25 protein-coding genes are annotated in these 26,986 nt (G+C 34.0%); 13 read left to right on the forward strand and 12 right to left on the reverse strand.

Going from position 1 to position 26,986, the window contains the following annotated elements:
- The first annotated feature begins 10 nt into the window (after nt 1-10).
- The 4 genes from murB (at nt 11) to DR980_RS08810 (ending at nt 3,531) form a co-directional block, all read left to right on the forward strand.
- Nucleotides 11-1,060 (forward strand): UDP-N-acetylmuramate dehydrogenase, encoded by a 1,050-nt coding sequence (murB, locus tag DR980_RS08795; protein WP_262510250.1) that lies wholly within the window; start codon nt 11-13, stop codon nt 1,058-1,060.
- A 95-nt stretch (nt 1,061-1,155) separates the two neighbouring features.
- Nucleotides 1,156-1,770 (forward strand): FMN-binding negative transcriptional regulator, encoded by a 615-nt coding sequence (locus DR980_RS08800; RefSeq protein ID WP_113635163.1) that lies wholly within the window; start codon nt 1,156-1,158, stop codon nt 1,768-1,770.
- A gap of 112 nt (nt 1,771-1,882) precedes the next feature.
- Nucleotides 1,883-2,989 carry a glycosyltransferase gene (locus tag DR980_RS08805; RefSeq protein ID WP_113635166.1) on the forward strand — a complete coding sequence of 369 codons (1,107 nt, stop codon included), beginning with the start codon at nt 1,883-1,885 and terminating at the stop codon, nt 2,987-2,989.
- Nucleotides 2,980-3,531, forward strand: coding sequence for an RNA polymerase sigma factor (locus DR980_RS08810; RefSeq protein WP_113635168.1), 552 nt, complete (start codon nt 2,980-2,982; stop codon nt 3,529-3,531). Before DR980_RS08805 ends, DR980_RS08810 begins: the two co-directional genes overlap by 10 nt.
- Nucleotides 3,532-3,642: 111 nt before the next feature.
- Here the strand turns inward: DR980_RS08810 and DR980_RS08815 are convergent, their stop codons facing one another.
- Complete coding sequence (locus DR980_RS08815) at nt 3,643-4,395, reverse strand: glycerophosphodiester phosphodiesterase (protein ID WP_113635443.1); 753 nt, start codon at nt 4,393-4,395, stop codon at nt 3,643-3,645.
- Between the two features lie 265 nt (nt 4,396-4,660).
- Here DR980_RS08815 and DR980_RS08820 point away from each other — a divergent pair, with 265 nt between their 5' ends.
- Entirely contained in the window at nt 4,661-7,837 is a 3,177-nt protein-coding gene (locus DR980_RS08820; protein WP_113635171.1) for a TonB-dependent receptor, read from the forward strand.
- 256 nt (nt 7,838-8,093) lie between these two features.
- The gene (locus tag DR980_RS08825) at nt 8,094-8,924 is read left to right on the forward strand and encodes an energy transducer TonB (RefSeq protein ID WP_113635173.1); all 831 of its coding nucleotides are present in this window, start codon (nt 8,094-8,096) and stop codon (nt 8,922-8,924) included.
- A 96-nt stretch (nt 8,925-9,020) separates the two neighbouring features.
- Here DR980_RS08825 and DR980_RS08830 read toward each other — a convergent pair whose 3' ends face one another.
- Nucleotides 9,021-10,229, reverse strand: coding sequence for a DUF937 domain-containing protein (locus DR980_RS08830; RefSeq protein ID WP_167400552.1), 1,209 nt, complete (start codon nt 10,227-10,229; stop codon nt 9,021-9,023).
- A 281-nt stretch (nt 10,230-10,510) separates the two neighbouring features.
- Here DR980_RS08830 and lipA point away from each other — a divergent pair, with 281 nt between their 5' ends.
- From lipA to DR980_RS08850, 3 genes are all read left to right on the forward strand, one after another.
- Entirely contained in the window at nt 10,511-11,380 is an 870-nt protein-coding gene (gene lipA, locus DR980_RS08840) for a lipoyl synthase (protein ID WP_091171698.1), read from the forward strand.
- A 67-nt stretch (nt 11,381-11,447) separates the two neighbouring features.
- Nucleotides 11,448-12,455, forward strand: a complete 1,008-nt coding sequence (gene gap, locus DR980_RS08845; RefSeq protein ID WP_113635177.1) for a type I glyceraldehyde-3-phosphate dehydrogenase — start codon at nt 11,448-11,450, stop codon at nt 12,453-12,455.
- Nucleotides 12,456-12,469: 14 nt separating this feature from the next.
- Nucleotides 12,470-14,635 (forward strand): tetratricopeptide repeat-containing hybrid sensor histidine kinase/response regulator, encoded by a 2,166-nt coding sequence (locus tag DR980_RS08850; RefSeq protein ID WP_113635179.1) that lies wholly within the window; start codon nt 12,470-12,472, stop codon nt 14,633-14,635.
- 2 nt (nt 14,636-14,637) lie between these two features.
- Here DR980_RS08850 and DR980_RS08855 read toward each other — a convergent pair whose 3' ends face one another.
- Together DR980_RS08855 and lpxK are read right to left on the reverse strand one after the other, a co-directional pair.
- Nucleotides 14,638-15,450: a purine-nucleoside phosphorylase gene (locus DR980_RS08855; RefSeq protein ID WP_113635182.1), complete on the reverse strand. Its 813-nt coding sequence runs from the start codon at nt 15,448-15,450 to the stop codon at nt 14,638-14,640.
- Complete coding sequence (lpxK, locus tag DR980_RS08860; protein ID WP_113635184.1) at nt 15,413-16,471, reverse strand: tetraacyldisaccharide 4'-kinase; 1,059 nt, start codon at nt 16,469-16,471, stop codon at nt 15,413-15,415. Before lpxK ends, DR980_RS08855 begins: the two co-directional genes overlap by 38 nt.
- A 110-nt stretch (nt 16,472-16,581) precedes the next feature.
- Between lpxK and DR980_RS08865 the strand changes: the two genes are divergently transcribed.
- From DR980_RS08865 to rluF, 4 genes are all read left to right on the forward strand, one after another.
- Entirely contained in the window at nt 16,582-17,676 is a 1,095-nt protein-coding gene (locus tag DR980_RS08865) for a Nif3-like dinuclear metal center hexameric protein (RefSeq protein WP_113635186.1), read from the forward strand.
- Between the two features lie 3 nt (nt 17,677-17,679).
- Nucleotides 17,680-18,459, forward strand: coding sequence for a zinc ribbon domain-containing protein (locus DR980_RS08870; RefSeq protein WP_091171710.1), 780 nt, complete (start codon nt 17,680-17,682; stop codon nt 18,457-18,459).
- A gap of 39 nt (nt 18,460-18,498) precedes the next feature.
- A complete protein-coding gene (locus DR980_RS08875; protein WP_113635189.1) occupies nt 18,499-19,347 on the forward strand; it encodes an alpha/beta fold hydrolase in 849 nt (282 codons plus the stop codon).
- Between the two features lie 131 nt (nt 19,348-19,478).
- On the forward strand, nt 19,479-20,291 hold the full coding sequence (rluF, locus tag DR980_RS08880; protein ID WP_113635192.1) for a 23S rRNA pseudouridine(2604) synthase RluF: 813 nt from the start codon (nt 19,479-19,481) through the stop codon (nt 20,289-20,291).
- Between the two features lie 90 nt (nt 20,292-20,381).
- Here the strand turns inward: rluF and DR980_RS08885 are convergent, their stop codons facing one another.
- The 8 genes from DR980_RS08885 to ffh form a co-directional block, all read right to left on the reverse strand.
- Entirely contained in the window at nt 20,382-20,780 is a 399-nt protein-coding gene (locus DR980_RS08885; RefSeq protein WP_113635194.1) for a hypothetical protein, read from the reverse strand.
- 12 nt (nt 20,781-20,792) lie between these two features.
- A complete protein-coding gene (locus DR980_RS08890) occupies nt 20,793-22,184 on the reverse strand; it encodes a DUF4153 domain-containing protein (protein ID WP_113635197.1) in 1,392 nt (463 codons plus the stop codon).
- Between the two features lie 54 nt (nt 22,185-22,238).
- Nucleotides 22,239-22,532, reverse strand: a complete 294-nt coding sequence (locus DR980_RS08895) for a winged helix-turn-helix domain-containing protein (protein WP_113635200.1) — start codon at nt 22,530-22,532, stop codon at nt 22,239-22,241.
- A 2-nt stretch (nt 22,533-22,534) separates the two neighbouring features.
- Entirely contained in the window at nt 22,535-23,149 is a 615-nt protein-coding gene (locus tag DR980_RS08900; RefSeq protein ID WP_113635203.1) for a hypothetical protein, read from the reverse strand.
- Nucleotides 23,150-23,295: 146 nt separating this feature from the next.
- Nucleotides 23,296-23,427 (reverse strand): hypothetical protein, encoded by a 132-nt coding sequence (locus DR980_RS16620; RefSeq protein ID WP_262510251.1) that lies wholly within the window; start codon nt 23,425-23,427, stop codon nt 23,296-23,298.
- Nucleotides 23,428-23,511: 84 nt separating this feature from the next.
- The gene (locus DR980_RS08905) at nt 23,512-24,438 is read right to left on the reverse strand and encodes a magnesium transporter CorA family protein (protein WP_113635205.1); all 927 of its coding nucleotides are present in this window, start codon (nt 24,436-24,438) and stop codon (nt 23,512-23,514) included.
- A 225-nt stretch (nt 24,439-24,663) separates the two neighbouring features.
- Nucleotides 24,664-25,545, reverse strand: a complete 882-nt coding sequence (locus DR980_RS08910) for a bifunctional 5,10-methylenetetrahydrofolate dehydrogenase/5,10-methenyltetrahydrofolate cyclohydrolase (protein ID WP_091171725.1) — start codon at nt 25,543-25,545, stop codon at nt 24,664-24,666.
- A 77-nt stretch (nt 25,546-25,622) separates the two neighbouring features.
- Entirely contained in the window at nt 25,623-26,972 is a 1,350-nt protein-coding gene (gene ffh, locus DR980_RS08915) for a signal recognition particle protein (RefSeq protein ID WP_113635207.1), read from the reverse strand.
- Nucleotides 26,973-26,986 lie beyond the last annotated feature (14 nt).

Consider the following 26,986-nt stretch of genomic DNA (forward strand, 5'->3'; position numbering starts at 1 on the left):
CTTACTTTTGGTGCAGCATTCAACAACACAAAACGCACTTTCTTTTATGGAAATAGTATCTGATTTCTCTTTAAAAAAATACAATACATTTGGCATTGAAGCCAAAGCAAAACAGTTTGTCGCCGTTCATTCTGCGCAAGAATTGAAAACTATTTTACAAGAAAATAAAACGCAACAAAAATTTATTTTGGGCGGAGGCAGCAACATGCTTTTGACAAAAGACATTGATGCGCTTGTGATTCATATTGATTTAAAAGGCAAAAAAATACTTGAAGAAAATGAGGATTTTGTCTGGGTCGAAAGTCAGGCTGGCGAAAGCTGGCATGAATTTGTGCTTTGGACCATCGATCAAAATTTTGGTGGTTTAGAAAATATGTCGCTCATTCCGGGAAATGTAGGAACTACGCCGGTCCAAAACATAGGAGCGTACGGAACCGAAATCAAAGATACTTTTGTTTCCTGCCAAGCAATGACGATAGACAATCAGGAAATAAAAACATTTACAAAAGAAGAATGCCATTTTGGATACCGAGAAAGCATTTTTAAAAATGAAGCAAAAGATCAATATATTATTACTTCGGTTGTTTTTAAATTGACAAAAACGAATCATAAAATCAACACTTCTTACGGAGATATTACGGCTGAATTAGAAAACAATAACATCACAAATCCTACTTTAAAAGATATCAGTAATGCTGTAATTGCTATCCGACAAAGCAAATTACCAGACCCGAAAGAATTAGGAAACAGCGGTAGCTTCTTTAAAAATCCAATTTTATTGAAATCGGATTTCGAAAAAATTCATCAGCAATTTCCCGAGATGAAATACTATGATGTTTCTGAAACTGAAGTAAAAGTTCCAGCTGGTTGGCTTATTGAACAAGCCGGTTTCAAAGGAAAACGTTTTGGTGATGCGGGAATTCACAAGAATCAAGCTCTCGTTTTAGTGAATTATGGCAATGCGACTGGTCAGGAAATTTTGAATATTTCAAAAGAGATCCAAGAAACTATTTTTAAGACATTTGGCATCCATATTGAAGCCGAAGTAAATGTGATTTAACAAAAAAACAGATTGTTAAACTCCTTACATTATTAGATAACAAATTGATTTATTTTATTTTAATTCTAATATCAAAAAACCTAAGTTATCAAACCATGTACACTCCAGAAATCTATAAAAACGAGAATCAAGAAGAAATCAAAAAATTTCTGCAAGAAAATAGTTTTGGTATTTTAATCAATCAAACCAACGGAAAATTGTGCGCCACGCATATTCCGTTGGAGCTGGAAACCAATGAAGAAGGTAACGAAATTTTATACGGACATATTTCTAAAGAAAACCCACAATGGAATGGTTTTATAGACAATGACGAAATTTTAGCTGTATTTTCAGGATCACATTCCTATATTTCTTCTTCCTGGTACGATCATGAAAATGTACCAACATGGAACTACATTGCCGTGCATGTGTATGGAAAAATCAAAATTATTGAAGGAGAAGCTGTCATTGAATCCTTAAAAAAATTAGTTGACAAATACGAACAATATTCTGAAAATCCGGTTCGAATAGAAGATCTCTCTAAAAAAACAATGTTACAAGCACGTGGGATAGTAGCATTTGAAATTGAAATTACTGAAATTCAAGCTACCAAAAAGATGTCTCAAAATAGGGATGAAAAAAACCTTAAAAACATCATTTCTGAGTTAGAAAAAACAGAAGATTTTCAATCCATTGCTGTTGCAAATGAAATGAGGAAATGCCCTCGATAAATTATTTTGAAATTCACAGATTGTATTTAACAATTCACAATTCTATTCATACCTTTGCACTCTGCCGTCTCGAAGCTTCGGGATTGGGGATTTAAACACTCATTAAACTCAAATGCTTATACTAATTCTTTACTTTTTTATTTTTATTGTCGCGGTTCAAATTTTGTATTATCTAGGTGTTTTTGGTAAATTCGCTTTCGCCAAAACGCAAAAGGTAACACCAAAAAGAATTCCCATTTCGGTGATTGTTTGTGCCAAAAATGAGGAAGAAAACGTGACCAATTTTATTCCGTTACTAGCGGAACAAAACTACCCGGATTTTGAAATCGTTTTGATTGATGATGCTTCAAGTGATGCTACTTTGGATCTTTTTGAAGGTTTTGAAAAGCAATATCCAAATGTTCGTCTGGTAAAAGTGGAGAACAACGAAGCCTTTTGGGGAAACAAAAAATATGCCTTAACTTTAGGAATAAAAGCAGCCAAAAAAGAGTATCTATTATTCACGGATGCTGATTGTTACCCAACTTCAACTGAATGGATAACGGCCATGAGTTCTCAGTTTACAATGCAAAAAACAATAGTTTTGGGTTATGGTAAATATGAAAAAATCCCTAATTCGTTCCTGAATAAAATAATTCGTTTTGAAACTTTATTGACTGCAATTCAATATTTTTCTTGGGCAAAAATAGGGCATCCTTACATGGGTGTAGGAAGGAATTTAGCGTACAAAAAAGAAGAGTTTTTTAATGTAAATGGATTTATCGAACACATGCAAATTCGTTCCGGAGATGATGATTTATTTGTAAACCAAGCCGCAAAAGCTAAAAATACAACCATTGCTTACAGCCCGGAAAGTTTTACGGTTTCTAAACCAAAAACGACTTTCAAAGACTGGTGGATTCAAAAAAGAAGACATGTTGCAACGGCAAATTATTACAAACCTTTTGACAAATTGCAGTTAGGAGCATTCTATTGCTCACAATTGTTTTTTATTTTATTGCCTATTGTATTGCTTTCTTTTCAATTCCAATGGATTTTAGTGCTCTGTTTGATAGCGCTCCGATATATTATAACTTGGATCATCATTGGATTTTCGGCAGGTAAATTAAAAGAAAAAGATGTTGTATATTGGTATCCGATACTTGAATTAGTCGTGCTATTTACACAAATCAATATCTTTATAACAAATACATTCTCAAAACCGGTACATTGGAAATAAATAAACAAATAGAAAAAGCGAAACAAGGCGATCAGGTTGCCTTTACTTTTCTATTGAATCATTACTGGAATGAAGTGTACGGTTTTATGCTGAAACGTACCGAAAACGAAACCAATGCGGAGGATATTACCATTGAAACGTTCTCGAAAGCATTTGATAAAATCGCCACATACAACTCGGAATTTCAATTCAACACTTGGCTGATTGCTATTGCAAAAAACGTACACATCGATTTATTGCGAAAAAAGAAATCCAGTCTTTTTATCGAAATTACCGATGATCAGGACCAACAAGCCTACAATATTGCCGACACCACTCCATCCGCGGAAGACGAATTGATTACGGAACAAAATCTATCTCAATTACTGCAATTCATCAAAGAATTGAAACCACATTATCAGGAAGTGATTCAGTTGCGCTATTTTCAGGAAATGAGTTACCAGGAAATTGCCAATAAAATTGATGAACCTTTGAGTAATGTTAAGATTAAATTGCTTCGCGCCAAAAAACTTCTGGCAGAAATCATTCAGAATAAAAGGTAATATTATTTTAAAAAATCAGCATCGATTCTTAATTATCTAAAAGCAAAAAAGTGATCTAAATTAATTTTAGACCACTTCATTAAATCAAAAGCAATTATAGATTATTGAAAATTATCTTATAATTCTTTCTGGATAATCCGTTATAATTCCGCTTACCTTAAGTTGTTGTAAATTCTTAATATCCGCAGGTTCGTTAACTGTCCAAGGATAAATTTTAAAATTATTGGCTTTCATTATCGCAACATTCTCGGCCGTTAAAGTTTTAAAATAGGGATTTATTGCCTGTGCTTTTAGTTCTTTTCCTGTCTTAATAATTGTCTCGATAGGATCTTTATAAGTTAGTAAACCAATCGCAATTTCAGAACTCAAAGATCTCATTTTTTGCAATTCTCCTATTCGAAAACTGGATATAAAAAAATCTTTATTTCTCCATCCTTTTTTCTTGTATTCTTCTATAATTCTGTACGTATCCGTTGCGGTATTCGTTCCTTTTAATTCAATATTCAGCACCGCTTTTTTATCGATAGTCTCAATCACTTCTTGTAAAGTTGGGATTTGATGTTTTCCGGCAACCAAAACTTTTCGCAAATCTTCAAAAGTATATTCTTCAATTTTTCCTTTTGCGTTTGTAATACGATCCAAATCATCATCGTGAAAAACAACCATTTCACCCGTTTTAATTTTGAAAACATCTATTTCTAACATATCAGCTTTTAATTCCATTCCCTTTTTTATGGATGCCAAAGTGTTTTCGGTTTCGTGTCCCATCGCACCTCTGTGCCCACAAACCACAAATTTATTAGAAGTACAATTCGATAATAATAAGGCCGCTGTTGAAGCCAATAATAGTGTAGTGAATTTCATAATTTTCATTTAAGTTTTGACGTAAAAATAGATGAACGGTCGGAACCAAACATTAAGAAAGGATTAAATTAAGACTATTTTACATAAACAAATTCGATCTTTCTTGGTCTGCTTTGGTTAACAATATCTTAAAAAAAGCTCTTAAAACATTCGATTTTTAAGGTTTCATTAACACAAAAGTATTTTACAGTTATTGTTAAAATAACAGTCTTTTTTCAATTAGTCAATTCCTTTGTCGGCACTAAAAAACAAAAAAATAGTATTCATGAAACAACTTCAATTATTTTTATTTACGATGGTGCTGACCGTTTTTGTTGGCGCTACAAATTTTGCTCAAACTACTCAAGCCTCTATTTCAGGTGTCGTTTTAGGCAATAATTCAGAACCTCTTAAAGATGCAACAGTCCAAATCCGGAATGAATCAACAGGATTCAAAACTAATTCATTGTCTAATTTCAAAGGTGTTTTTACATTCAAAGAACTTCCTTTAGGCGGACCTTACACTATTAGCGTTACAGCTTTAGGCTTTGGAGAACAACAGCGTTCCGGTTACACATTAAATCAAGGAGATTTAATAAATATCGAAATTCTGATGCAGGATAACATTCAAAATCTGGAAGTCGTTGAAGTTGTAGGACGAGGGTTGAAAAACAAAACCGGAAATTTAGGAGCAGCAACAGCTGTCACAGCAAAACTGATTAATGCGTTGCCGGTCAACGGAAGAAATTTCACCAGCTTAATGGATTTATCACCTTTAACCAGAGGCGGGAATATTTCTGGACAATTAGCTTCTTCTACAAATTACACATTGGATGGAATGAATGCCAAAAACCCAACTTCGGCAGGATCTACAACCAGTCGAAGCGGCGCACCGTACTCGATTTCCATTGAAGCCGTGAGAGAATTTAAAGTGGTTACCAATCAATATGACGTAAGTTACGGTCGAAGTGGCGGCGGAACAGTAAGTGCGGTGACTAAATCAGGAACAAATGAATTTACAGGAAGCATGTTCGCTTATAATCGTGCAGATTGGTTGTCAAGTCCGTACGATATTAGAGGAAACAGACGCCAAAATGATTTTTCTACGTCGCAATATGGATTCACTTTTGGCGGACCAATCATTAAAGATAAATTACATTTTTTCTTAGCTTGGGACCACCAACAAGATTCGCGTCCCTTGATCATCGCTGATGTTCAATCTCCAGAGGATGAATTACGTTTCAATGTTACAAGAGCGACATTAGATAATTTTGTGACTATTGCCCGCAATAAATATGGCGTTTCAAACTCTCCACAATACGGAACATTTGATAAAAAAAGGAATTCTGATGCTGCTTTCGCTCGTATTGACTGGCAAATTAACAGCAATAATTTATTGACGGTACGAAATAATTTCACCTATGATAATAATAAATTGGGATTACAAGACAATACAACCATCAATTTATACGAGTCATTTGGTAACGATTTAAATATTGACAATAGTATTTTAGCTTCTTTACGAACAAAAGTAAACGCAAGAGTTACGAATGAGTTGAAAGTACAGCATTTATATACGTTTCAGGACAGTTATCCGGGAGACCAATTGCCTTCTTACAATATTCCACGCGCTGTTGTAGAAAATGTTGCTTCAACAATTAATGGAGCAGTAAGAACTACTAATATCCAAATTGGAGGCCATCGATTTGCGCAGGAAAAATTCACCAATAATGTTTTTCAAATTGTAGATAACATTTACTATAACACGGACAAAGTAAAATATACTTTTGGTGTTGATTTAATGCAAACCAATTCAAAATCTTTGTATGGAAGCGAAGTAAACGGTCGTTTTCATTTTAACAGTGTTGCAAATTTTGACAACCTGACGCCTTATCGATATTACAGAGAAGTACCTTTGGTAGCTGATCCTACCGTGATTTCTAATATATTAAACGCTGGAATTTATGGTCAGTTGCAAACTAAAATTGGCGTGGGATTAGACCTGACTTTAGGTTTGCGATTTGATTATGCTAAATATCCAACAGCGACCTTCAATCAATTAGTTTTTGATGAATTGGCTATTCGTACGGATAATAAACTTCAGTCAGCAATTCTTCAACCAAGAGTGCAATTGTCTTGGGATGTAAATGAGAACCACAAAGATTATATTCGTTTTGGAGCTGGAATTTTTGCTTCTGATTTAAATAATTATGCTGTCATCAACAACTTATATTTTGATGGAAATCACACTGCGACTGTTGATGTGAGATCTCCAAATGTTCCTTTGCCAAATTTCATAGATTATCGAAATAACTATGCTAGTATTCCAACTTTGGATGCGTTCCAATTACCTACTATTAATTTCACGGGAACAGATGCAAAAGTGCCGGTTGTCTATAAAGCAAATGCATCTTACTCGCATTTTTTCACTGATAGATTGAAAGCAGGAATTGCGGGTTATGCCACTTTAGGACGCAATAACTATGTTTATGTAGACCGCAATATGGTTGCAAATCCATTTTTTACTTTGGCAAATGAGGGCAATCGTGGCGTTTACGTTCCAGCAAGTTCAATGCCTACAAATGGTGCTGGAGACTGGATGCAAGGGCGTATCAGCAATAAATTAGGACGTGTTTTAGAATTAAACAGCGAAGGTAAAGTCAATCAATTTGCAATGGTGGTAGATGCTACCTATCGCTATTTTAAAGATGGTGAAATATCTGCCAGTTATACCTTGAATGATACCAAAGACAATACTTCATTTAACGGAAACGTAGCCAACACGGCAACTTTAGTTTTACCGGTAGAAGATGATCCAAGAGACTTGAGCAAAATGAGTTATTCTGATAATCATTTCCGTCATAAAGTCGTGTTTTATGGAACGTTGCCAACTTTTTATGGTTTCAGTGTTGGTGTTCGTTATTCTGGTATTGGCGGTACACGCTACAGTTTATTGTCAGGAGGAAATACAAATGCCGATTTTGTCACTTCATCCAATGATTTAGCGTATATATTTGACATTAATAATCCTGCAGTTCCCCAAAATATAAAAACAGGATTACAAACCATACTTGATAATCCGGCTGCCAGCCAAAGTTTGAAAGACTATATCACTAAATACTCTGGTAAAATTGCCGAGAGAAACGGCGGAATAAATGATTTTTATGGTCTTGTTGATGTCAGAATCAGCAAAAAGATTGCGCTGGACAAAAAACAATTCTTGGAATTTACAGCAGATGTATTTAATGTTGCCAATTTATTAAACAAAGAATGGGGTGTAAATAAATCGTTGGGAAGTCAGTCTTTATATGCTTTAGGAACACCCGCATCAGGAACAACAGCTGCAGTTCCTGGATTTGACAGCACCAGACAACAATTTAATTACAGAGTAAACAATGCAGGACTTCCTTCGCTTTCAGGAAATCCATTTCAAATACAAATTGGATTTAAATATGCTTTCTAAATCCAATTTATAAAACATTTACACAATTGCAAAGCGCATTCATTAACTTGGATGCGCTTTTTTTATTGATAATATTACCTAAAATCAACATAGCTAATAATTATTTACTCTTTTAGTTAAATAAATAAACATAAAATCAATTTAATGAAAAATAAACAGTAAGTTTATATACTACAATTCCTATTTTATACGTTGTGAAATAAAAACATCTTTTGCTTATGATTTAATTACTACTTAACCTTTAAATCCATAAATTATGTCAAAATTAAGCATTTACGAAACCGGTTGGATCAACCTAGTTTTTCAAGACAGAAACAAAGAATATGGAGCGTATCAGTTGCGCCAAGAAGCCACTAAAACTTCTTTAAGAGCACTGTTTATGGGAATACTTCTATTAGCCTCGCTTTTTAGTCTACCAACATTAATTAGTCATTTTAGTCCGAACAATGATGTTACAGCCATAATACCTGATTTTTCTAATACAGTAGTTCAATTATCGGATGTTGTACCAAACCAGATTTTGGAAACCCAAAAACAAGTTTTGCCCGAAATCAAAAAACAAAATCCAGAAACAGCTGTTGAAAGTGCCCAACTTATTAACCCTATAATTACACAAGCGTCACAAGCTGATCAAGACATTGCTAAAAACACCGATAATACCAGTGTGACAAACACAATTACAGAGGGAACAGGAACCGTAGGAATCAATCCAACCTCTACATCGGGAGTTGGAACGGAGACTGCAATACCAATTGTGGATTCAGGAAATACTATTGTCAATAGCTTATCATTAGATAAACTACCTGAATTTCCTGGCGGAATTAATAAATTCTATAGTTATGTTGGTAACAATTTTGAAAAACAAGAAATTGATGGTAGCGGTTCGATTCGAGTGTATGTTTCTTTCGTAATTGAAAGGGACGGCAGCATGACTGACATTCAGGTAAAAAAAGATCCTGGTTATGGTTTGGGGAAAGAAGCTGTTCGCGTATTGAAATCCTTGAAAACAAAATGGTCGCCGGGAATGATTGCCGGAAAACCAGTGCGAACTGCATATAACCTTCCCATTAATGTACAGATGAATTAATCTCAAAACAAAAGCAGAATCAAACGATTCTGCTTTTGTTTTATTCCATTAGATTAGATATAATTCGTTCCAAAATTATACGGAACAACATGTACTTCATTTTTTGGTAACCCTCACCGCAATTCTTCTATTCTTAGCTTTTCCTTCTTCGGTATCATTTGAAGCAACCGGAAATTGTTCTCCATATCCTTCTGATTCCAAACGCTCTTTGGCAATACCCATTTTTATCATCTCATCTTTAACTGATTTTGCTCGATCGCCAGAAAGCTTCAAATTGAAAGTTGGATCTCCAACATTATCGGTATAACCTCCTATTTTGAGTTCAACCGCTGGATAGGCTTTTAGAATTTCGGCCATATTTTTCAGTTGTTCTTGTGATTCCGGTCGCAAAGTTGCTTTTCCGGTATCAAACAACAAACGGTCAAAATTGAACCAAGTTGTTTTGTCCACGACTTTCGTTTTGTCCGATAACCAATTATTTAATTTGTTTTCGATTCCAAATTCAGGCGCATTTAATTCAATTCCGTTTGGCAATTTAAACTTAAAAAAATTCCCGAGCGCATTTTGAGTTTCATCTACTACTGCATCCATTTTCGTGGTACCTGTGTCTACTGTTTCTGTAGGGACAACTGGTGTTACTTCTTTCCTATTACAACCTTTACTGAAAAAAAATAATGCAAAAAGCCCTGCTCCAACCAGCAGCAGTGGAATTAACCATTTTGCAGAGGAAGTTTCTGCTTTTCTCACGTCATGGATTTTTGCTCTGATATCATTGTCACTGGTGCTTCCAACACCTAAATTTAAACCTGACGGAGCTGCAGAAAGAATATTCTCTTTTTGCGAAGACAATAAACTCTTCAAACTGGATAATGTCATTCCTGATTTTGCAAAATAACTCAATACTAAAGGGGCTGCCATCCCTAGTAAAGAAGCTGCGGAAGACTCTTTTATGGATGAAGTCCGCGCAATGACCTCCGTTGTATCTGACTGCTTATTCTTGAACAACAAAGCCATTAATTTAGAACCTGAATTTAACGCATCCGTATGTCCATACCCTGTCAATAAAGAAGGAAGATTTGACAAAACATCGCCAGAATGTACACTCGTATCATTTATCAAATTCATAACGCTTTGCATTATACTGGAATCATTTGATTTATGGACTAATCCACTCAACAATGTTGGTATAACAGCTGAAACACCTTTATATACACCACTTTCTGATTCGTTTAACATTGTACTGGCTTTCGAAATAACATCCGGGGTAACATATCCTTTCAGGATATCTACTAAATTTGTTTCCATGATTTTATAATTTAAGATTCCTATCAAATTTAATACATTTTTGAATTAAACCACTCATTTTCAATTGATTAGTTTGTATGAATATTTGAAAAAAGAAAATATTTGTCTTCCAAAAAACAGCAATCCGACTTTATTTCTCAACATATACTTTTTGAAAGGAGGTAATTTTTTGTTCGAATTATTTTTTTGGTTTAACCAAATCATAAAATAATCAAACAAAACTAATACAGGCGAAATCTTCAAGCAACTTTCATTATCTTTGCACTTCGAAAAATTGATATATGGAAACTGTTTTAGAAAATACTTTACCTGTAGGAAAACCGAAATGGCTGAAGGTAAAACTCCCAATAGGCCAAAAATACACCGAGCTACGCGGCTTAGTTGATAAATATAGTTTGAACACGATTTGTACATCCGGAAGCTGCCCAAATATGGGTGAATGCTGGGGCGAAGGAACGGCTACATTCATGATTTTAGGAAATGTATGTACACGTTCTTGCGGTTTTTGTGGTGTAAAAACCGGTAGACCAGAAACGGTAGATTGGGATGAGCCTGAAAAAGTGGCGCGTTCTATAAAAATCATGAACATCAAACATGCCGTAATTACAAGCGTTGACAGAGATGATTTGAAAGATGGTGGTTCTATTATTTGGATTGAAACCGTGAAAGCCATTCGTAGAATGAACCCAAACACGACTCTTGAAACTTTGATTCCAGATTTTCAAGGAATTGAAAGAAACATCGACCGTATTGTAGAAGCGAATCCGGAAGTGGTTTCGCATAATGTAGAAACCGTTAGAAGATTGACCCGCGAAGTACGAATTCAGGCAAAATACGACCGAAGTCTGGAAGTATTGCGCTACTTGAAAGAAAAAGGAATCAATAGAACTAAGTCGGGAATTATGCTCGGCCTTGGCGAACAAGAAGAGGAAGTGTATCAAACGATGCGTGATTTACGTGAAGCAAATGTTGATATTGTTACGATAGGCCAATACTTACAACCTAGCAAAAAACATTTGCCAGTAAAGGAATTTATAACGCCGGAACAATTTGCGAAATATGAGCAATTTGGTTTGGAATTAGGTTTCCGCCACGTAGAGAGTGGACCATTAGTTCGTTCTTCTTACAAAGCACAAAAACATATTCTTTAAAAAATTGTTTCAGGTTTAAAGTTTCAAGTTAAGCAACTTTAAACCTGAAACTTTAAACAAAAAAATATTGAAAACAAGAATTGCTATAAATGGTTTTGGAAGAATCGGACGAAATTTATTCCGATTACTTTTAAACCATCCCTCCATACAAGTGGTTGCCATAAATGATATTGCTGATAAAAAAACAATGGCACATTTAGTGAAATACGATAGTATTCATGGTGTTTTGCCATTTGCAGTCAGCGATGATGAAAAAGGAATTTTAGTAGATGGAAAACATTTTTTGTTTTTTCATGAAAAAAGCATTTCAAATCTAGATTGGAAAAGTCTCGACATTGATTATGTGGTAGAATCTACAGGGAAATACAAGACTTTTGAAGAATTGAATTCCCATATTATTGCTGGCGCCAAAAAAGTGATTCTTTCTGCACCATCAGAAGTCGACTCAATAAAAACGGTAGTGCTTGGTGTAAATGATTTTATATTGGATGGCTCGGAGACCATTATTTCGAATGCAAGCTGCACCACTAATAATGCAGCTCCAATGATAAAAGTAATCAATGAACTTTGTGGAATAGAACAAGCCTATATTACTACTATTCACTCCTACACCACTGACCAAAGTTTGCATGATCAACCACATAAAGATTTGCGCAGAGCTCGCGGGGCAAGTCAATCTATTGTTCCTACTACAACCGGCGCAGCCAAAGCATTGACAAAAATATTTCCTGAGTTTGAAGGTAAAATTGGCGGTTGCGGCATCCGTGTCCCAGTTCCTGATGGTTCTTTGACTGACATCACTTTCAATGTGAAACATGCAGTCACTATAAATGAAATAAATACGGCTTTTAAAATTGCAGCAGAAACTACTTTAAAAGGCATTTTAGATTATACAGAGGACCCTATTGTTTCAGTTGATGTAATTGGCAATAAAAATTCATGTATATTTGATGCACAACTTACTTCAGTTATCGATAAAATGGTTAAAGTGGTGGGCTGGTATGATAATGAAATAGGATATTCCTCAAGAATAATTGATTTAATTCTTTTGACCAATATGAAAAACAACAAATAAAAAATCAGTTACAAATGAAATATTTTTTCGTTTATGTACTTTTTTTTACTGTAATCTTGTATTCTCAACCAAATGAGAAAACAGACAGTACTGCTTATTACAGCAGTTTGAGCAACTCTAATATCCAGAATAACAATTATAAAGACGCATTATTATATACCCAAAAAGCGATACTTTTCGCAGAAAAAAATAAAAACATTCAAGATCAGGCAGCTCAGCACTTTACTCTTGGAAAACTATATTACGATTTAAAAAAATATGATGATGCCATTAAATCATTACAAAAAAGTTCCGATTTATATACAGATTTAAACCCAAGCCACAATCAAGCGGACACATACTATTACTTGGGTTTAAGTTACATGGCAAAGCAAAATTTTGACAGAGCCGCAATGTACTTTCAAGAGGCCAAAACCATTCAAACTTTATTAAAATTTCCAGATACTGCTGAATTACTTACCCTGCAAAGAGGAATAATTTATAAATCTAAAAATAAATTAGATTTAGCATTAGCTGTTTTTAAAACAATAATTGCAAAACCTGACAACCCTAATTTGTCAAATACTAAAGCAGAAGCTTTGTATCAAACAGGAACTATTGAAGCTCTAAAAAGCAGAAATAATTTAGCGTTGAACTATCTTAATAAAGCATTAGACCTAAACAGTAAAGCCGATAATCTGGAACAAAAATCTAATATTTTACTTGCCTTAAGCAATGTTTATGAAAAAATGTTAGATAAAAATAATGCCTATTCCTATTTAAAACAACATCTCAATTTAAAAGAGCGAATTGCAATTTTAAACAACGAGAGACTAGGTATTGATGATTACACAAAATTCAAAGAATCCGAACGCTTAAAAGAAATTATACAAACCGATAATCAAAACAAAGAGCAACAAAAAGCAAGCAAATTTTCTAAACTAATCAGTATTCTGGCCATTGCTTTAATTTCTATTTTATCGTTACTAAGCCTGTCTTTGTACAAAAATAATATTATCCGAAATCAGTCTAATTTATTACTGAGAGAAAAAAATAAAGAATTAGAAATTGCAAAAGATAAAGCCGAAAAAGCATCCAGAGCAAGATCCGAATTTCTTTCGACAGTTAGCCATGAACTTCGAACTCCACTGAATGCCATCAACGGAATTACCCATTTACTATTAGAAGAAAAACCTAAGAAAACCCAAATGGATTATTTGTCTTCGTTAAAATTTTCCGGAGATTATTTGACGAAATTTATCAACGAAATTTTAGAAATAAATAAGATTGAGTCCCATAATATTGAAATAGAATATACCAGTTTTAACGTAAAACAGCTTTTGACTGACATTCAAAATTCACTAAAAGAACTGGCTTTTGTCAACAACAATAACTTTACACTGGAAATTGATCCTGCGATCCCTGATTACTTGATTGGAGATCCAACCAAATTATCACAGATTATACTAAATTTGATTAACAACGCGTTGAAGTTTACTAAAAATGGTGACGTTAGTATCATTGCAAAACTGGAAACTTTAGAGCATCCAACGGCGACCTTATATTTTGAAATAACAGATACCGGAATCGGAATTCCCGAAGATAAGTTGGTCAGCGTTTTTGACAGTTTTTCTCAAGGTTCAATTGAAGTCAATAGAAAATACGGCGGTACGGGTCTGGGATTAACGATTGTAAAAAAATTAACTCAAATTCTTGGCGGACAAATCGAACTTTCAAGTGTCGTGGGCCAAGGTTCTACCTTTTCATTTGCATTGGCGTTTAAAATTAGCGAAGAACAACTAGCGATAGAACCAACTCCAAAAATAAACTACGATTCTAAGTTATTGAACAAAAAAATATTATTGGTTGAGGATAACAAAATCAATCAAATGGTTACCAAAAAAATGCTTCACAACAAACGTATAATCTGCGAAGTAATTGATAATGGTGAAGATGCGATAGATTTAGTTCGCAAAAACAAATTCGATTTGGTTCTTATGGACGTGCATTTACCAGGCATCAACGGAACTATCGCTACAGAACTGATTCGAACATTTGATACAAGCACACCAATAATTGCACTTACCGCAATATCACTACATGAAAATCGCGAGATGCTTTTATCATTTGGCATGAACGATGTAATTACTAAACCGTTCATACCAGAAGAATTTTACACCGTTATTGCTGAATATATTTAGATTTAATAATTCAGAATCAGTTCCTTTATAAGGCTTCTCACCTTTGGTTCCGCTTCTTTAGCAGCTTCTAAAACTTCGTCATGCGAGATTGTTCCAATACTTTCTTCATTGCCCATATCAGTTATTACGGAAATTCCAAATGTTTCCAAATCCATGTGACGCGCCACAATTACTTCGGGAACGGTAGACATTCCTACACAATCTGCACCCAGAATTTTTACCATTTTGTATTCTGCCAAAGTTTCAAAAGTTGGACCTTGCAAACCCAGATAAATTCCTTCATGAACGGTAATATTTAGTCCTTTGGCTAATTCCGTTACTTTGGCAATCATTTTTCGGGAATATGGTTCGCTCATATTTACAAAACGAGGTCCAAAACGTTCGTCATTTTTTCCACGCAAAGGATGTTCCGGTGTCATATTGATATGATCTGTAATCATAACAATAGAACCTACTTTATAATTTGGATTCACACCACCTGATGCATTAGAAACTACCAGTTTTTCAACACCCAAAAACTTCATCACTCTTACAGGAAAAGTAACTTCTGTCATTGAATAGCCTTCATAAAAATGAAAACGTCCTTGCATAGCAACAACTTTCTTGTCCCCTATTGTTCCAAAAACTAATGCGCCTTTATGTCCTTGCACTGTTGATACCGGAAAATTTGGAATTTCATTGTACGGCAGCGTAAATTCTACTTTCATTTCGTCCGTAAAACTCCCTAATCCTGAGCCTAAGATTACACCGTATTCTGGAGTAAAATTGATTTTTCCTTTAATCTGACTTACTGTTTCTTGTACTTTTTCCCACATAATCAATAATTGTTTTATCAAAATTTTCACTCCATTCCGACGCCTCGGAATCGGGACCCGAAACGAAAGAGCTTTGTATTGGCAAATAGAAAAGTTGTTCGTTTGGCAAACTTCCCTTTAAACGCACATAATCTTTTTCGGTAGTGATAATAATGTTGTTTTGAGCTAAATTTTTAATTTCTAAAATGTCTTTATCGGTAAAATTATGATGGTCTGGAAAAGACAAACAGACATCATTTGAGTTTTGTAAATAGGCAAAAAACGGTTCAGGTTTTGCAATTCCTGCTACCAATACTTTAGCAGCAGATTGAATTTCAGCAACCTTTATCTTTCGATTTTCTCCATATATACAATCATCGTAAGCTATAAAAGTAAAGTATAATTCTTGGCTTTTCGAAAGTTTTAATCTCTTTTTAATGTCTTCTTGTTCCTCGAATGAAAGATTAAAAGGGCATTTGGTTACAATAATCACGTTCGCTCTGTCTGCTCCGCTCCTGCTTTCGCGTAAATTTCCGGTTGGCAACATATAATCATCCGAATACAAATCGCCGTAGGATGTCAATAAAATATAAAAACCCGCTTTTACTTTTCGATGTTGAAAAGCGTCATCAAGCAAGATAATTTCTGGTTTTTCTGTTTGCGAAAGCAATTGTTCTATCCCGTTTTTTCTATCGGCATCAACTGCAACTTGTATCGATGGGAATTTTTGAAAAAACTGAAATGGTTCATCTCCAATAGTTGCGGCATTTGAATTGGCTTCCGCCAAAATAAAACCTTTGGATTGTCTTTTATACCCTCGACTTAATGTGGCGATTTTATATTTATCAGAAAGCAACCGAATCAAATATTCGATTTGGGGCGTTTTTCCGGTTCCACCAACGCTAAGATTCCCGACAGCAATAATAGGCAAATCAAAAGAGTACGATTTTGAAATACCTTTATCGAAAAGAAAATTACGAATACTCGTTATCAAACCATATAATATGGCAAATGGAAACAGCAATTTTCGCAGTAAATTCATTTTACGAAAGTAGAATAAATTATCTTTGATTTAAAATTTTGTTTCTTTTGTTTACTGTTTAAAGTTGATCAACATTAAACTTTAAACCTAAGACTTTAAACTAAAAAAACATGAAAATCAAAGAAATAATTTCCGTACTCGAAGAAATGGCGCCACTCGCCTATGCTGAAGATTTTGACAATGTTGGGTTATTGGTTGGCGATCAAGATGTGGAAGCTACCGGAATTTTGGTTTGCCATGATGCTTTAGAAAATATAATTGACGAAGCGATTACAAAAAACTGCAACCTAGTGGTTTGTTTTCATCCGATATTATTTTCTGGTTTGAAAAAAATTACGGGAAAAAACTATGTGGAACGCGCCGTTATTAAAGCCATAAAAAATGACATTGCCATTTATGCCGTTCACACCGCTTTGGATAATCATCAGGAAGGCGTAAATAAAATATTCAGTGACGCATTAGGATTAATAAATACTAAAATCCTGATTCCCAAACAAAACTTCATTCGGAAATTAGTGACTTTTACCATTCCTGAAAATGCAGAAGAAGTGCGAAATGCACTATTTGATGCTGGCGCGGGAACCATTGGCAACTATGAAAATTGCAGTTTTAATTCGAAAGGAATTGGAACCTACATGGGAAATGAGCATAGCAATCCCCAAGTTGGAGAGCGATTTGAATTTGTGCAAGGCGACGAAATAAAAATCGAAGTCACTTTCGAAAAACATTTGGAAAACAAAATCCTGAAAGCATTATTCAAAAGCCACGCATACGAAGAAGTCGCATACGAGATTTATGAGTTGCAAAACCAACATCAGAATATTGGTTTGGGAATGATTGGAGAATTAAAAAATCCGATAAGTGAAAAAGAGTTTTTGCTTTTTGCAAAAGAAAAAATGCAATGTGGCGGAATTAGACATTCGAATTTTATTGGAAAGGAAATTAAAAAAGTAGCTGTTCTTGGCGGAGCAGGAAGTTTTGCAATAAAAAATGCTATTCAGGCGGGAGCTGATGCATATTTGACTGCCGATTTGAAATACCATCAGTTTTATGAAGCCGAAAACAAGTTACTTTTGGCCGATATTGGACATTTTGAAAGCGAACGCTATACAAAAAATTATATTGTAGAGTATCTTCGGAAAAAAATCCTTAATTTTGCAGTTATTTTATCAGAAGAAAATTCAAATCCAGTTAAGTACTTATAGAATATGGCGAATACGAAAGAATTAAGTGTTGAGGACAAGTTAAGAGCAATTTACGATTTACAACTTATTGACTCTAGAATTGACGAAATCAGAAACGTAAGAGGAGAACTTCCTTTAGAAGTTGAAGATTTAGAAGATGAAGTGGCTGGTTTAAGCACACGTTCAGAAAAATTGAAAGGAGAACTTGAAGTTATCGAGGATCTAATCAAATCAAAAAAGAATGCAATTGATGAGCACAAAGAAGCTATCAAAAAATATACTAAGCAACAAGAAACTGTTCGTAACAACAGAGAATTTAATTCGTTGACTAAAGAAATTGAATTTCAAGAATTAGAAATTCAATTGTCAGAAAAACAAATTAAAGAAATGAAAGCTTCTATCGAACACAAGAAAGAAGTAATTTCAAGTTCTAAAGAAAGATTAGAAGCAAAATCAAATCACTTAAAGCATAAAAAATCAGAGTTAGACGCTATCATGGCTGAAACTGCAAAAGAAGAAGCATTCTTATCTGAGAAATCAGCAGAATTCCAAGCTTTAATTGAAGAAAGATTATTGAAAGCTTACACAAGAATCAGAAGTAGCGTTCGTAATGGTTTAGCTGTAGTTTCTATCGAAAGAGGAGCTTCTGCAGGATCTTTCTTCACTATTCCACCACAGACACAAGTAGAAATTGCTTCTAGAAAGAAGATCATTACTGATGAACACTCCGGAAGAATATTAGTCGACAGTTCATTAGCCGACGAAGAAAAAGAGAAAATGGAACAATTGTTTTCTAAATTCTAATTACATTTAAGTCCCGATACACATCGGGACTTTTTTTTTATGAAAAAAACAGCATTTTTTATATTCACTAAATCTATTGGTTTATACATTAACCTTTTGAGTTTTGTATTTCCAAAAAAAGCATCGCAACTAGCGTATGCTTTTTTTAGTGAACCCCGAGAAGGGAAATTATCTAAAGACAAACTTCCGGGAATTCTGCAAGAAGCAAAGTCTGAAATGTTCCAACTTCAAGAAGATTCCTTTCATACATATACTTGGAAAGGGAATGATACTGTAATACTTTTGGTTCACGGTTGGGAAAGCAATGCCTCACGCTGGGAAAATTTACTCCCGTATCTTAAAAAATCAGGAAGCACCATCATTGCCATTGACGGTCCGGCTCACGGGTTATCCAGCGGAAAAGAATTCAACATTCCCCAATACGCTGAATTTATTCATGTTGCTGTACAAAAATTTAAACCACAATATCTTATTGGTCATTCTATAGGTGGAAAAACCTGTTTGTATTATCAATCTGTTTATCAAAATGATGCTTTAAAAAAAATGGTGATATTGGGAGCGCCAAGTGATTTCAAAATTATTTTGAATAATTACATTACATTATTAAGCTTGAATACTAAAATTTCAAAGTCATTGGAGGCGCATTATCTTAATAATTTCAAATTGAGCCTGGAACAATTTTCCGGTAAAATATTTGCATCAAAATTAAATATAAAAGGATTAATCGCCCACGACATTGACGACACCGTAGTTTTATTCGAAGAAGGAAAAAAAATTGCAGGAGCTTGGAAAAATGTAATTTTCATTGAGACTAAAGGCTTAGGTCATAGCATGCACGACGATGAGTTGTATAAGAAAGTATCTCATTTTTTATTTGAAGAAAAATAGATTCTTAGATGATATGAACTTCTGTATTAAATCTGAGAAGACTAAATACAATCCATCGAAACTTACCTTTCTAACAATCCAAAAATTTAAGAAGTCTAAAATCTAACAAACAAATTCATTACTTTTGCAGTATGGAAGAAAATTTAAAACGCCTCAATAAATTCATAGGAGAAACTGGTTATTGTTCCCGCCGCGAAGCTGATAAAATCATTGAAGAAGGTCGTGTAACCATCAATGGAGTTGTTCCGGAATTAGGTACAAAAGTTTCCCCAAATGACGAAGTGCGTATTGACGGTAAACTAATCCGTGAGCAAAATGAGAAACCTGTTTATCTTGCTTTCTATAAACCCGTTGGAATCGAGTGTACCACAAACCTTGATGTTCGCAATAATATTGTGGATTACATCAATTATCCGAAACGTATTTTTCCTATCGGACGATTGGACAAAGCCAGTGAAGGCTTGATTTTTATGACCAATGACGGTGATATCGTCAATAAAATATTAAGAGCCCGAAACAATCACGAAAAAGAATATACGGTAACCGTAAACAAACCCATCACCGATCGTTTTATCGAAAGAATGGGCAATGGAGTTCCAATTTTAGACACCGTTACCCGAAAATGTAAGGTGGAACAAATTAGTAAATTCATTTTCAAAATTATCTTGACACAAGGTTTAAACCGTCAGATCCGTAGAATGACAGAGTATTTAGGCTATGATGTTACAGCGCTAAAACGCATCCGAATCATCAATATTTCGCTTGATGTTCCTGTTGGAAGATACCGCGATTTGACCGATGCCGAAATCAAAGAACTGAACGAATTGATTGAACCTTCCAGCAAAACAGAAGAAGCGAGTTTGCCCAAAGCGGAGCCTGCCAAAAGAAGAACCGAATTCATTAAAAGAGATGATCCCAGATTTAAAGGACGAGGAGATTATTAAAAAATACAAATCCCATCAGTTGAAGCTGATGGAATTTTCATATTGGTAGTAAAAATAGAGCGATTTAGAAAAAATAAATAACAATATTACTCATTTTTTGCTTCGAATTACTTTTGAAGTAATTAGTCCCAAAACATAAAAAATTGTTGTACTAAAAAAAGCAAAAATAAAACCTGAAATAAATAAGAAATTTCTTCCAGTATCATTTGTTAGAACTTTCATCGCTTCTTTTTGACTATTTGTTATTTCAATTCCATTAAAGAACCCATCCTTGTTAAGATCGTAACGATTTAAATCCCATTGATAATAAATGGTGTCATACGTAGCTTTGCCAACAATCAATAGGTATAAACCCAAAAATAGTATTAAGCTATTCCAAAACAATCTATTCTTTTTTAAAATTTTATAATAAAAAACTATCATTGATAACCCAACTAAGCAAAGAATTGTTGGTGCGGCTAAATGAAATGGTATTGCAATATCCTTCATTGATTTTCTATTTTATTCGTTTTTAGAATCCAAAAATTCGTAATAAAGTGATTTCGACAAAAAGCTTTCTTCAGGTAAATTCTCTTCATAGCCGAATTTAAAATTCTCTTTCCCTTGCATCTGTTCTGGATGAAGTTTAAAATAATCATAATAGGCTTTATCATTAAAGTTCAAACTTCTCAGAAAACGTTGTTCAACACCTTTGTTTACCGAAATATTATAATTGGTAATCAGATTTCCCCAATTCACAAAACTGCATAGTAAGATTGTTCCGTAGAAATACCAAATCATTTGATTGAAAAGAAAAGCATTCGTTTTTTGCTTGGTAATTTTTATAAAAGAAATAACCAATCCAATTATGGCTAGAATCAAGAAAGCATAAACACCCAATCTTTTATAAGTCAATCCGAAAAAAGAAACATATTCTGAGTTTTTAATAATTGTACTAAGGATTAAAACTCCGTTTAAGAAAATCCAAATCTTTGCTAATTTTTTAAGATTTTTAGCTTTTTCATCAAAATTAAATCCTCCTTTAAAATAGAATAAAATAACGCCAACTGCCATTATAATTGAAAAAATAACGGCAGCAACTCTTTCGTGTGTATCAGAACTTAAGTTAGATTTTTGGACCACTTCAAAAAACTGTTCGTAATTATAAGTTGCAATAAAAACCAAAAGCAACGTATTTAAAAGAAACAACGTAATCTCGCCACTTCTTCTTTCAAAATCAATATCCAGAAACGAAAATGAATTTAGATTTTGCGTTTTGGCTTCTTCCTTAAAATCATTGTCCAGTAAATTATTCTTTTCATAACAAACCTCAGGAATCCAATAATTCCAGAAAGTGAACGAAATGAAAAATCCTAAAGCGGTCAGTACAAATGCTTGCCACGCATCAATATCTAAATAATAACCAGTAAACAAAGACGAAAAATGATCGCTTCCAAAAGAATATACAATTAAAAACAACCCAAGAAATAGGATTGGAATAACAAAATAAGCAATCAGTTTTTTAGCAAAACCGTTATTGACTTTTCGCTTAGGAAGATATTGACTGAACATCAATATGCGACCTAACGAAGCGATACCGTTCATTAATACTAAAGGAATAGCCTGTAACAATTTAAGTTTTGGTTCCTGAGTTTTGAATTGTAAAAAGATAATCGACAAAGCCATGGCAAAAAACGATGGAAAATCTCCGTACCAGGCAAATGCAAAGCAAGACAGAACCGATGTAACCACTAAAATCAAATGCAACCTACTAGTAAATTTCTCTTGGAAGAAATAACATATTAAGGCGGTTTGCATCATACCGAAAATGGCCCAATTGAGACCCAAATCTTGGTTGTAAAAAAGCAGTGTAAAAACCAAACTGCTGATTAAAATAAAATGTAGTTTTTTCATAATTAATGATTTAAAAGTACTTTGTATTTCAAAGTATAAAGTTAAAAAAAAGGGTTATTTCGATTTGATTAATTTTTCTAGACTATTCAAGTGTGAAACAAAAGCAGTTCTGCCAATATTGGTAACTCGATACGACGTTTTTGGTTTTTTACCAACAAATTCTTTTTTTACTTCTATGTATCCAGATTTTTCTAACGCCGAAGAATGACTTGCTAAATTTCCATCAGTGATATTCAATAAAGATTTCATTTCAGTAAAATCAATCCAATCGCTTACCATCAGAACAGACATAATGCCTAATCTAACCCGACTTTCGAAATCTTTATTTAATTTATCAATGATTCCCATTTCTATTTGTATTTTTTGAACACAATTATTCCATACAAAATATGCAAAATTCCAAATCCTACTGCCCAAAAAACAAGACCAAAACCAAGATAAAAAAGTGAAATACATCCTAGAATAATTTCACATGCACCTAAATATCTAATATCCGAAAAAGTATATTTCCCAGCATTAATAAGTGCTAAACCATAAAACAATAAAGTAACAGGAGCAATCAGAGCAAACAATTGATGGTATAAAAGTGCTACACAAAATACGCCTCCAACTAATAAAGGAATCGCTAGATTCAGTAACATTTTTTTAGTGGTATTCGTCCAAATCGGCAAATCAAACTTTTTACTTTTTCTCAAAGTAAAAAATATCCCTGCCCCAAATGCAAGTATCAAAATTGCCAAAGCAACGAAAACTAATTCGATTATTAAATCATAACTATACATCTTTTGCTTTCCATCAAAATATTCAATACCATTATTTTTAAATAATTGATATGCATAAATTGATCCCGCTAATGCGAATAAGCCCGCAAATACTCCTGAAAGGCCACTTAACGAAATAAATCTGGAAGAGCGCTCCATCATGGAACGAATATGTGATAAATCTTCTTGAAGTTTTTGACTCATAAATAAAGTACTTTGAACTACAAAGTTACTTATTAATTTTAGATTTCAAAACAGAAAGGGAATTATTTTTAATAAATATTTATTAAAAATAATTCCCTTTCTGTTTAAAAGAAAAGAGTGGTATAAAAGATTCGTTTGCTCAGAATCTATTTTTTGCCTGCTTCCCAACCTCTTTGAATCTCACCAATAGTAGAATCCCAGTCGTAGATTGTTTGTATGATAAAAAGTGTAGCAAATCCTAAGAAAAATATTTTTATGTCTCTGTTTGAAATTTTCATTTTTATAATATTTAATTATTTGCTTAAATATATAAATTAATTGAATCAAAAATCGAAAAAAGTAAGATTAATATTAATTTAAAATTAAAACCATCTTTTTCTTTTGAATAAAAACACACCAAAAGCAGATAACAAAACTGATACAGAAATAACAATCCATATTCCAAAGCGATTATCTTCTAAATCATTAGGAACGTTCATTCCATATAAACTGGCAATCAATGTTGGAATCATCAGAATAATCGAAATCGAAGTCATCTGCTTCATAATCGTATTCATATTATTTGAAATCACAGAAGCATACGCATCCATAGTTCCCGTTAAGATGTCGCTATAAATATTAGTAGTTTCCTGCGCCTGACGCAATTCAATCTCAACATCTTCCAGCAAATCCAAGTCAAAATGCTCTTTTTGGGATTTAATGTTCTTGATTCGGTGCAACAAAATATCGTTGCCCTTCAAGGAAGTCATAAAGAATACTAAACATTTTTCTATTTGAAGTAACGCCTGCAACTCTTCATTTTTAATTGACTTTTCTAAATTGTCTTCGGCTAATTTTATTTTTTGGTTGACTTGTTTTAAGTATTTCAAAAACCAAACACTGGATGACAGCAATAACTTCAACACTAAATCGAAGTTGTCTTTAATATCGATATTCTTGCGTTTGGTATAGGTTACAAAATCCGTAAGCATTTCCGTTTTATGAAAACTAATGGTAATACAAACTTCTCCTTTAAAAACAACCCCGACAGGAATCGTATGAAAAGGCAACTTCACATCGTTACTCTTAACAGGAATTCGCATGATGATCAAAGTCCAACCATTTTCAATTTCTATCCTTGGTCTTTCATCAATATCTTCAATGTCGTTATAAAATGCTTCGGGAATTTGTAATTCTTCGAGTAAATATTTTTTTTCTGCTTCAGTAGGACATTCAATATTGATCCAGCAGTTTGGAGTCCAATCAGCAGTGGCAATTAATCCGTTATTGTTTTTGTAAAAAGCTCTCATTTCAAAATTCTATAGGTTTATGTATAGCCTCTTGAAAAAGTCAAGTGCTATATTAGTTCAACATTTCCGAATAATAATCGTCCATTTTAAAGGTCTTTTTTAAGTGTTGTAAAAGTATTCTTTTAAATTCCATTTTAGCATCAATTATCAGAATTTTATGCGTTTATTAAGATAAAAAAAGCCTTAAACGTATGTTTAAGGCTTTCGATCAAAACTATTTTGTCTTTATTTATTTCTTTTCATTTCCCTTGCCAAAAGCGTGTTTTTCAACAACATTGCAATGGTCATAGGCCCTACTCCACCTGGAACTGGAGTGATAAACGATGATTTTTTACTTACATTTTCAAAATCAACATCACCCGTGATTACGTATCCTTTTTCGTTTGTTTCATCAGGAACACGAGTAATACCTACGTCAATAACGACAACTCCCTCTTTTACCATATTTGCTTTCAGGTAATTTGGAACACCCAAAGCCGTAATAATGATATCCGCTTGAATAGTAATTTCCTCAATGTTTTTAGTGTAACTGTGCGTCAAAGTGACTGTTGAATTTCCAGGAAAACCTTTTCTACCCATCAAAATACTCATTGGTCTTCCCACAATATGACTACGCCCAATAACTACGGTATGTTTACCTTTGGTTTCTACTCCATATCTTTCTAACAATTCCAGAATTCCAAAAGGTGTCGCAGGAATAAAAGTAGTCATGTCTAAAGCCATTTTTCCAAAATTCTCAGGATGAAATCCATCGACATCTTTGCTTGGATCTACCGCCATCAATACTTTTTGCTCATCAATTTGTTCTGGAAGCGGCAATTGAACGATAAATCCATCAATAGCATCATTTTCGTTCAATTCTTTAATCTTCTTTAGCAATTCAACTTCAGTAGTAGTACTTGGCATTTTTACTAAAGTAGATTCAAAACCTACTCTTTCACACGCCTTTACTTTACTCCCTACATAAGTTAAACTTGCACCATCATTTCCAACAATTAGGGCTGCTAAATGAGGAACTTTCTCCCCATTGTCTTTCATTTTTTGTACTTCTACAGCGATTTCACTTTTAATATCCTCCGCTGTTTTTTTTCCGTCTAGTAGTTGCATTGTTATTGGGTTTAATATATTAAAGCCGAAAGTCTTAAAATCATTACGACTTTAAGACTTTCGGCTTTTTACTCATTTTATTTCATTCCTGGCATTCCGCCTTTCATACCGCCCATCATTTTCATTAGGTTTTTCCCTCCTGGACCCTGCATCATTTTCATCATCTTACTCATTTGGTCGAACTGCTTCATTAACTGATTCACCTGTTCGATTTTGGTTCCGGAACCTTTTGCAATTCTTGCTTTTCTTTTTACATCAATCAAAGCCGGCTTGCTTCTTTCAATTGGCGTCATCGAGTGAATAATGGCTTCAATATGTTTGAAAGCATCGTCTTCAATCTCCACATCTTTCATGGCTTTTGAAGCACCTGGTATCATTCCAACCAAATCTTTCATATTACCCATTTTCTTTACTTGTTGAATTTGAGAAAGGAAATCATCAAAACCGAATTCGTTTTTGGCAATTTTCTTTTGGATTTTTCGTGCTTCTTCTTCGTCAAATTGCTCTTGCGCTCTTTCTACCAAAGACACAACGTCTCCCATCCCCAATATCCTTTCGGCCATACGAATTGGATAGAACACATCAATGGCGTCCATCTTTTCTCCGGTACCTACGAATTTAATTGGTTTATTAACAACCGATTTTATCGAAATTGCTGCTCCACCACGTGTATCACCATCTAATTTGGTTAAAATAACCCCATCAAAATTTAATCTTTCGTTGAAAGCTTTTGCCGTGTTTACAGCATCTTGACCTGTCATTGCATCCACAACAAATAAGGTTTCTTGCGGCTGAATGGCTTTATGAACGCGTTCTATTTCGTTCATCATTTCCTCATCAACAGCTAAACGACCTGCTGTATCGACAATCACTACATTGAATCCGTTTGCCTTCGCATGTTTGATTGCATTTTGAGCAATTTCTACCGGATTTTTATTTTCTGGTTCTGAATACACCTCAACTCCAATCGAATCTCCAACTACATATAATTGTTGAATCGCCGCAGGACGGTAAATATCACAGGCCACTAAAAGTGGTTTCTTGTTCTTTTTTGTAAGAAGATAATTCGCTAGTTTTCCAGAAAAAGTTGTTTTTCCAGATCCTTGTAAACCAGCCATCAAAATAACTGTTGGATTTCCCGAAAGATTGATTCCGGCAACATCGCCACCCATTAATTCAGTCAGTTCATCTTTGACTAACTTCACCAATAATTGTCCCGGCTGAAGCGTTGTCAATACATCCTGTCCGATTGCTTTTTCTTTTACTTTAGTGGTAAAATCTTTTGCAATTTTAAAATTGACATCGGCGTCAAGCAAGGCACGTCGAACTTCTTTCAAAGTTTCGGCTACGTTTACTTCAGTAATTTTTCCGTGTCCTTTTAATATATGAAAGGCTTTGTCTAGTTTATCGCTTAAATTATCGAACATAGTATTTATTTATT

The organism is Flavobacterium psychrolimnae, assembly GCF_003312425.1.
GTDB classification, from domain to species: Bacteria; Bacteroidota; Bacteroidia; order Flavobacteriales; family Flavobacteriaceae; genus Flavobacterium; species Flavobacterium psychrolimnae.

Excerpts from the sequence above, each read along its gene's own strand:
- DR980_RS08800 (WP_113635163.1), top strand. The coding sequence starts at position 1,156 with ATGTACACTCCAGAAATCTATAAAAACGAGAATCAAGAAGAAATCAAA.
- DR980_RS08805 (WP_113635166.1), top strand. The coding sequence starts at position 1,883 with ATGCTTATACTAATTCTTTACTTTTTTATTTTTATTGTCGCGGTTCAA.
- DR980_RS08815 (WP_113635443.1), bottom strand. The coding sequence starts at position 4,395 with ATGAAATTCACTACACTATTATTGGCTTCAACAGCGGCCTTATTATTA.
- DR980_RS08820 (WP_113635171.1), top strand. The coding sequence starts at position 4,661 with ATGAAACAACTTCAATTATTTTTATTTACGATGGTGCTGACCGTTTTT.
- DR980_RS08825 (WP_113635173.1), top strand. The coding sequence starts at position 8,094 with ATGTCAAAATTAAGCATTTACGAAACCGGTTGGATCAACCTAGTTTTT.
- DR980_RS08830 (WP_167400552.1), bottom strand. The coding sequence starts at position 10,229 with ATGGAAACAAATTTAGTAGATATCCTGAAAGGATATGTTACCCCGGAT.
- lipA (WP_091171698.1), top strand. The coding sequence starts at position 10,511 with ATGGAAACTGTTTTAGAAAATACTTTACCTGTAGGAAAACCGAAATGG.
- DR980_RS08850 (WP_113635179.1), top strand. The coding sequence starts at position 12,470 with ATGAAATATTTTTTCGTTTATGTACTTTTTTTTACTGTAATCTTGTAT.
- DR980_RS08855 (WP_113635182.1), bottom strand. The coding sequence starts at position 15,450 with ATGTGGGAAAAAGTACAAGAAACAGTAAGTCAGATTAAAGGAAAAATC.
- lpxK (WP_113635184.1), bottom strand. The coding sequence starts at position 16,471 with ATGAATTTACTGCGAAAATTGCTGTTTCCATTTGCCATATTATATGGT.
- DR980_RS08865 (WP_113635186.1), top strand. The coding sequence starts at position 16,582 with ATGAAAATCAAAGAAATAATTTCCGTACTCGAAGAAATGGCGCCACTC.
- DR980_RS08870 (WP_091171710.1), top strand. The coding sequence starts at position 17,680 with ATGGCGAATACGAAAGAATTAAGTGTTGAGGACAAGTTAAGAGCAATT.
- DR980_RS08875 (WP_113635189.1), top strand. The coding sequence starts at position 18,499 with ATGAAAAAAACAGCATTTTTTATATTCACTAAATCTATTGGTTTATAC.
- rluF (WP_113635192.1), top strand. The coding sequence starts at position 19,479 with ATGGAAGAAAATTTAAAACGCCTCAATAAATTCATAGGAGAAACTGGT.
- DR980_RS08885 (WP_113635194.1), bottom strand. The coding sequence starts at position 20,780 with ATGAAGGATATTGCAATACCATTTCATTTAGCCGCACCAACAATTCTT.
- DR980_RS08890 (WP_113635197.1), bottom strand. The coding sequence starts at position 22,184 with ATGAAAAAACTACATTTTATTTTAATCAGCAGTTTGGTTTTTACACTG.
- DR980_RS08895 (WP_113635200.1), bottom strand. The coding sequence starts at position 22,532 with ATGGGAATCATTGATAAATTAAATAAAGATTTCGAAAGTCGGGTTAGA.
- DR980_RS08900 (WP_113635203.1), bottom strand. The coding sequence starts at position 23,149 with ATGAGTCAAAAACTTCAAGAAGATTTATCACATATTCGTTCCATGATG.
- DR980_RS16620 (WP_262510251.1), bottom strand. The coding sequence starts at position 23,427 with ATGAAAATTTCAAACAGAGACATAAAAATATTTTTCTTAGGATTTGCT.
- DR980_RS08905 (WP_113635205.1), bottom strand. The coding sequence starts at position 24,438 with ATGAGAGCTTTTTACAAAAACAATAACGGATTAATTGCCACTGCTGAT.
- DR980_RS08910 (WP_091171725.1), bottom strand. The coding sequence starts at position 25,545 with ATGCAACTACTAGACGGAAAAAAAACAGCGGAGGATATTAAAAGTGAA.
- ffh (WP_113635207.1), bottom strand. The coding sequence starts at position 26,972 with ATGTTCGATAATTTAAGCGATAAACTAGACAAAGCCTTTCATATATTA.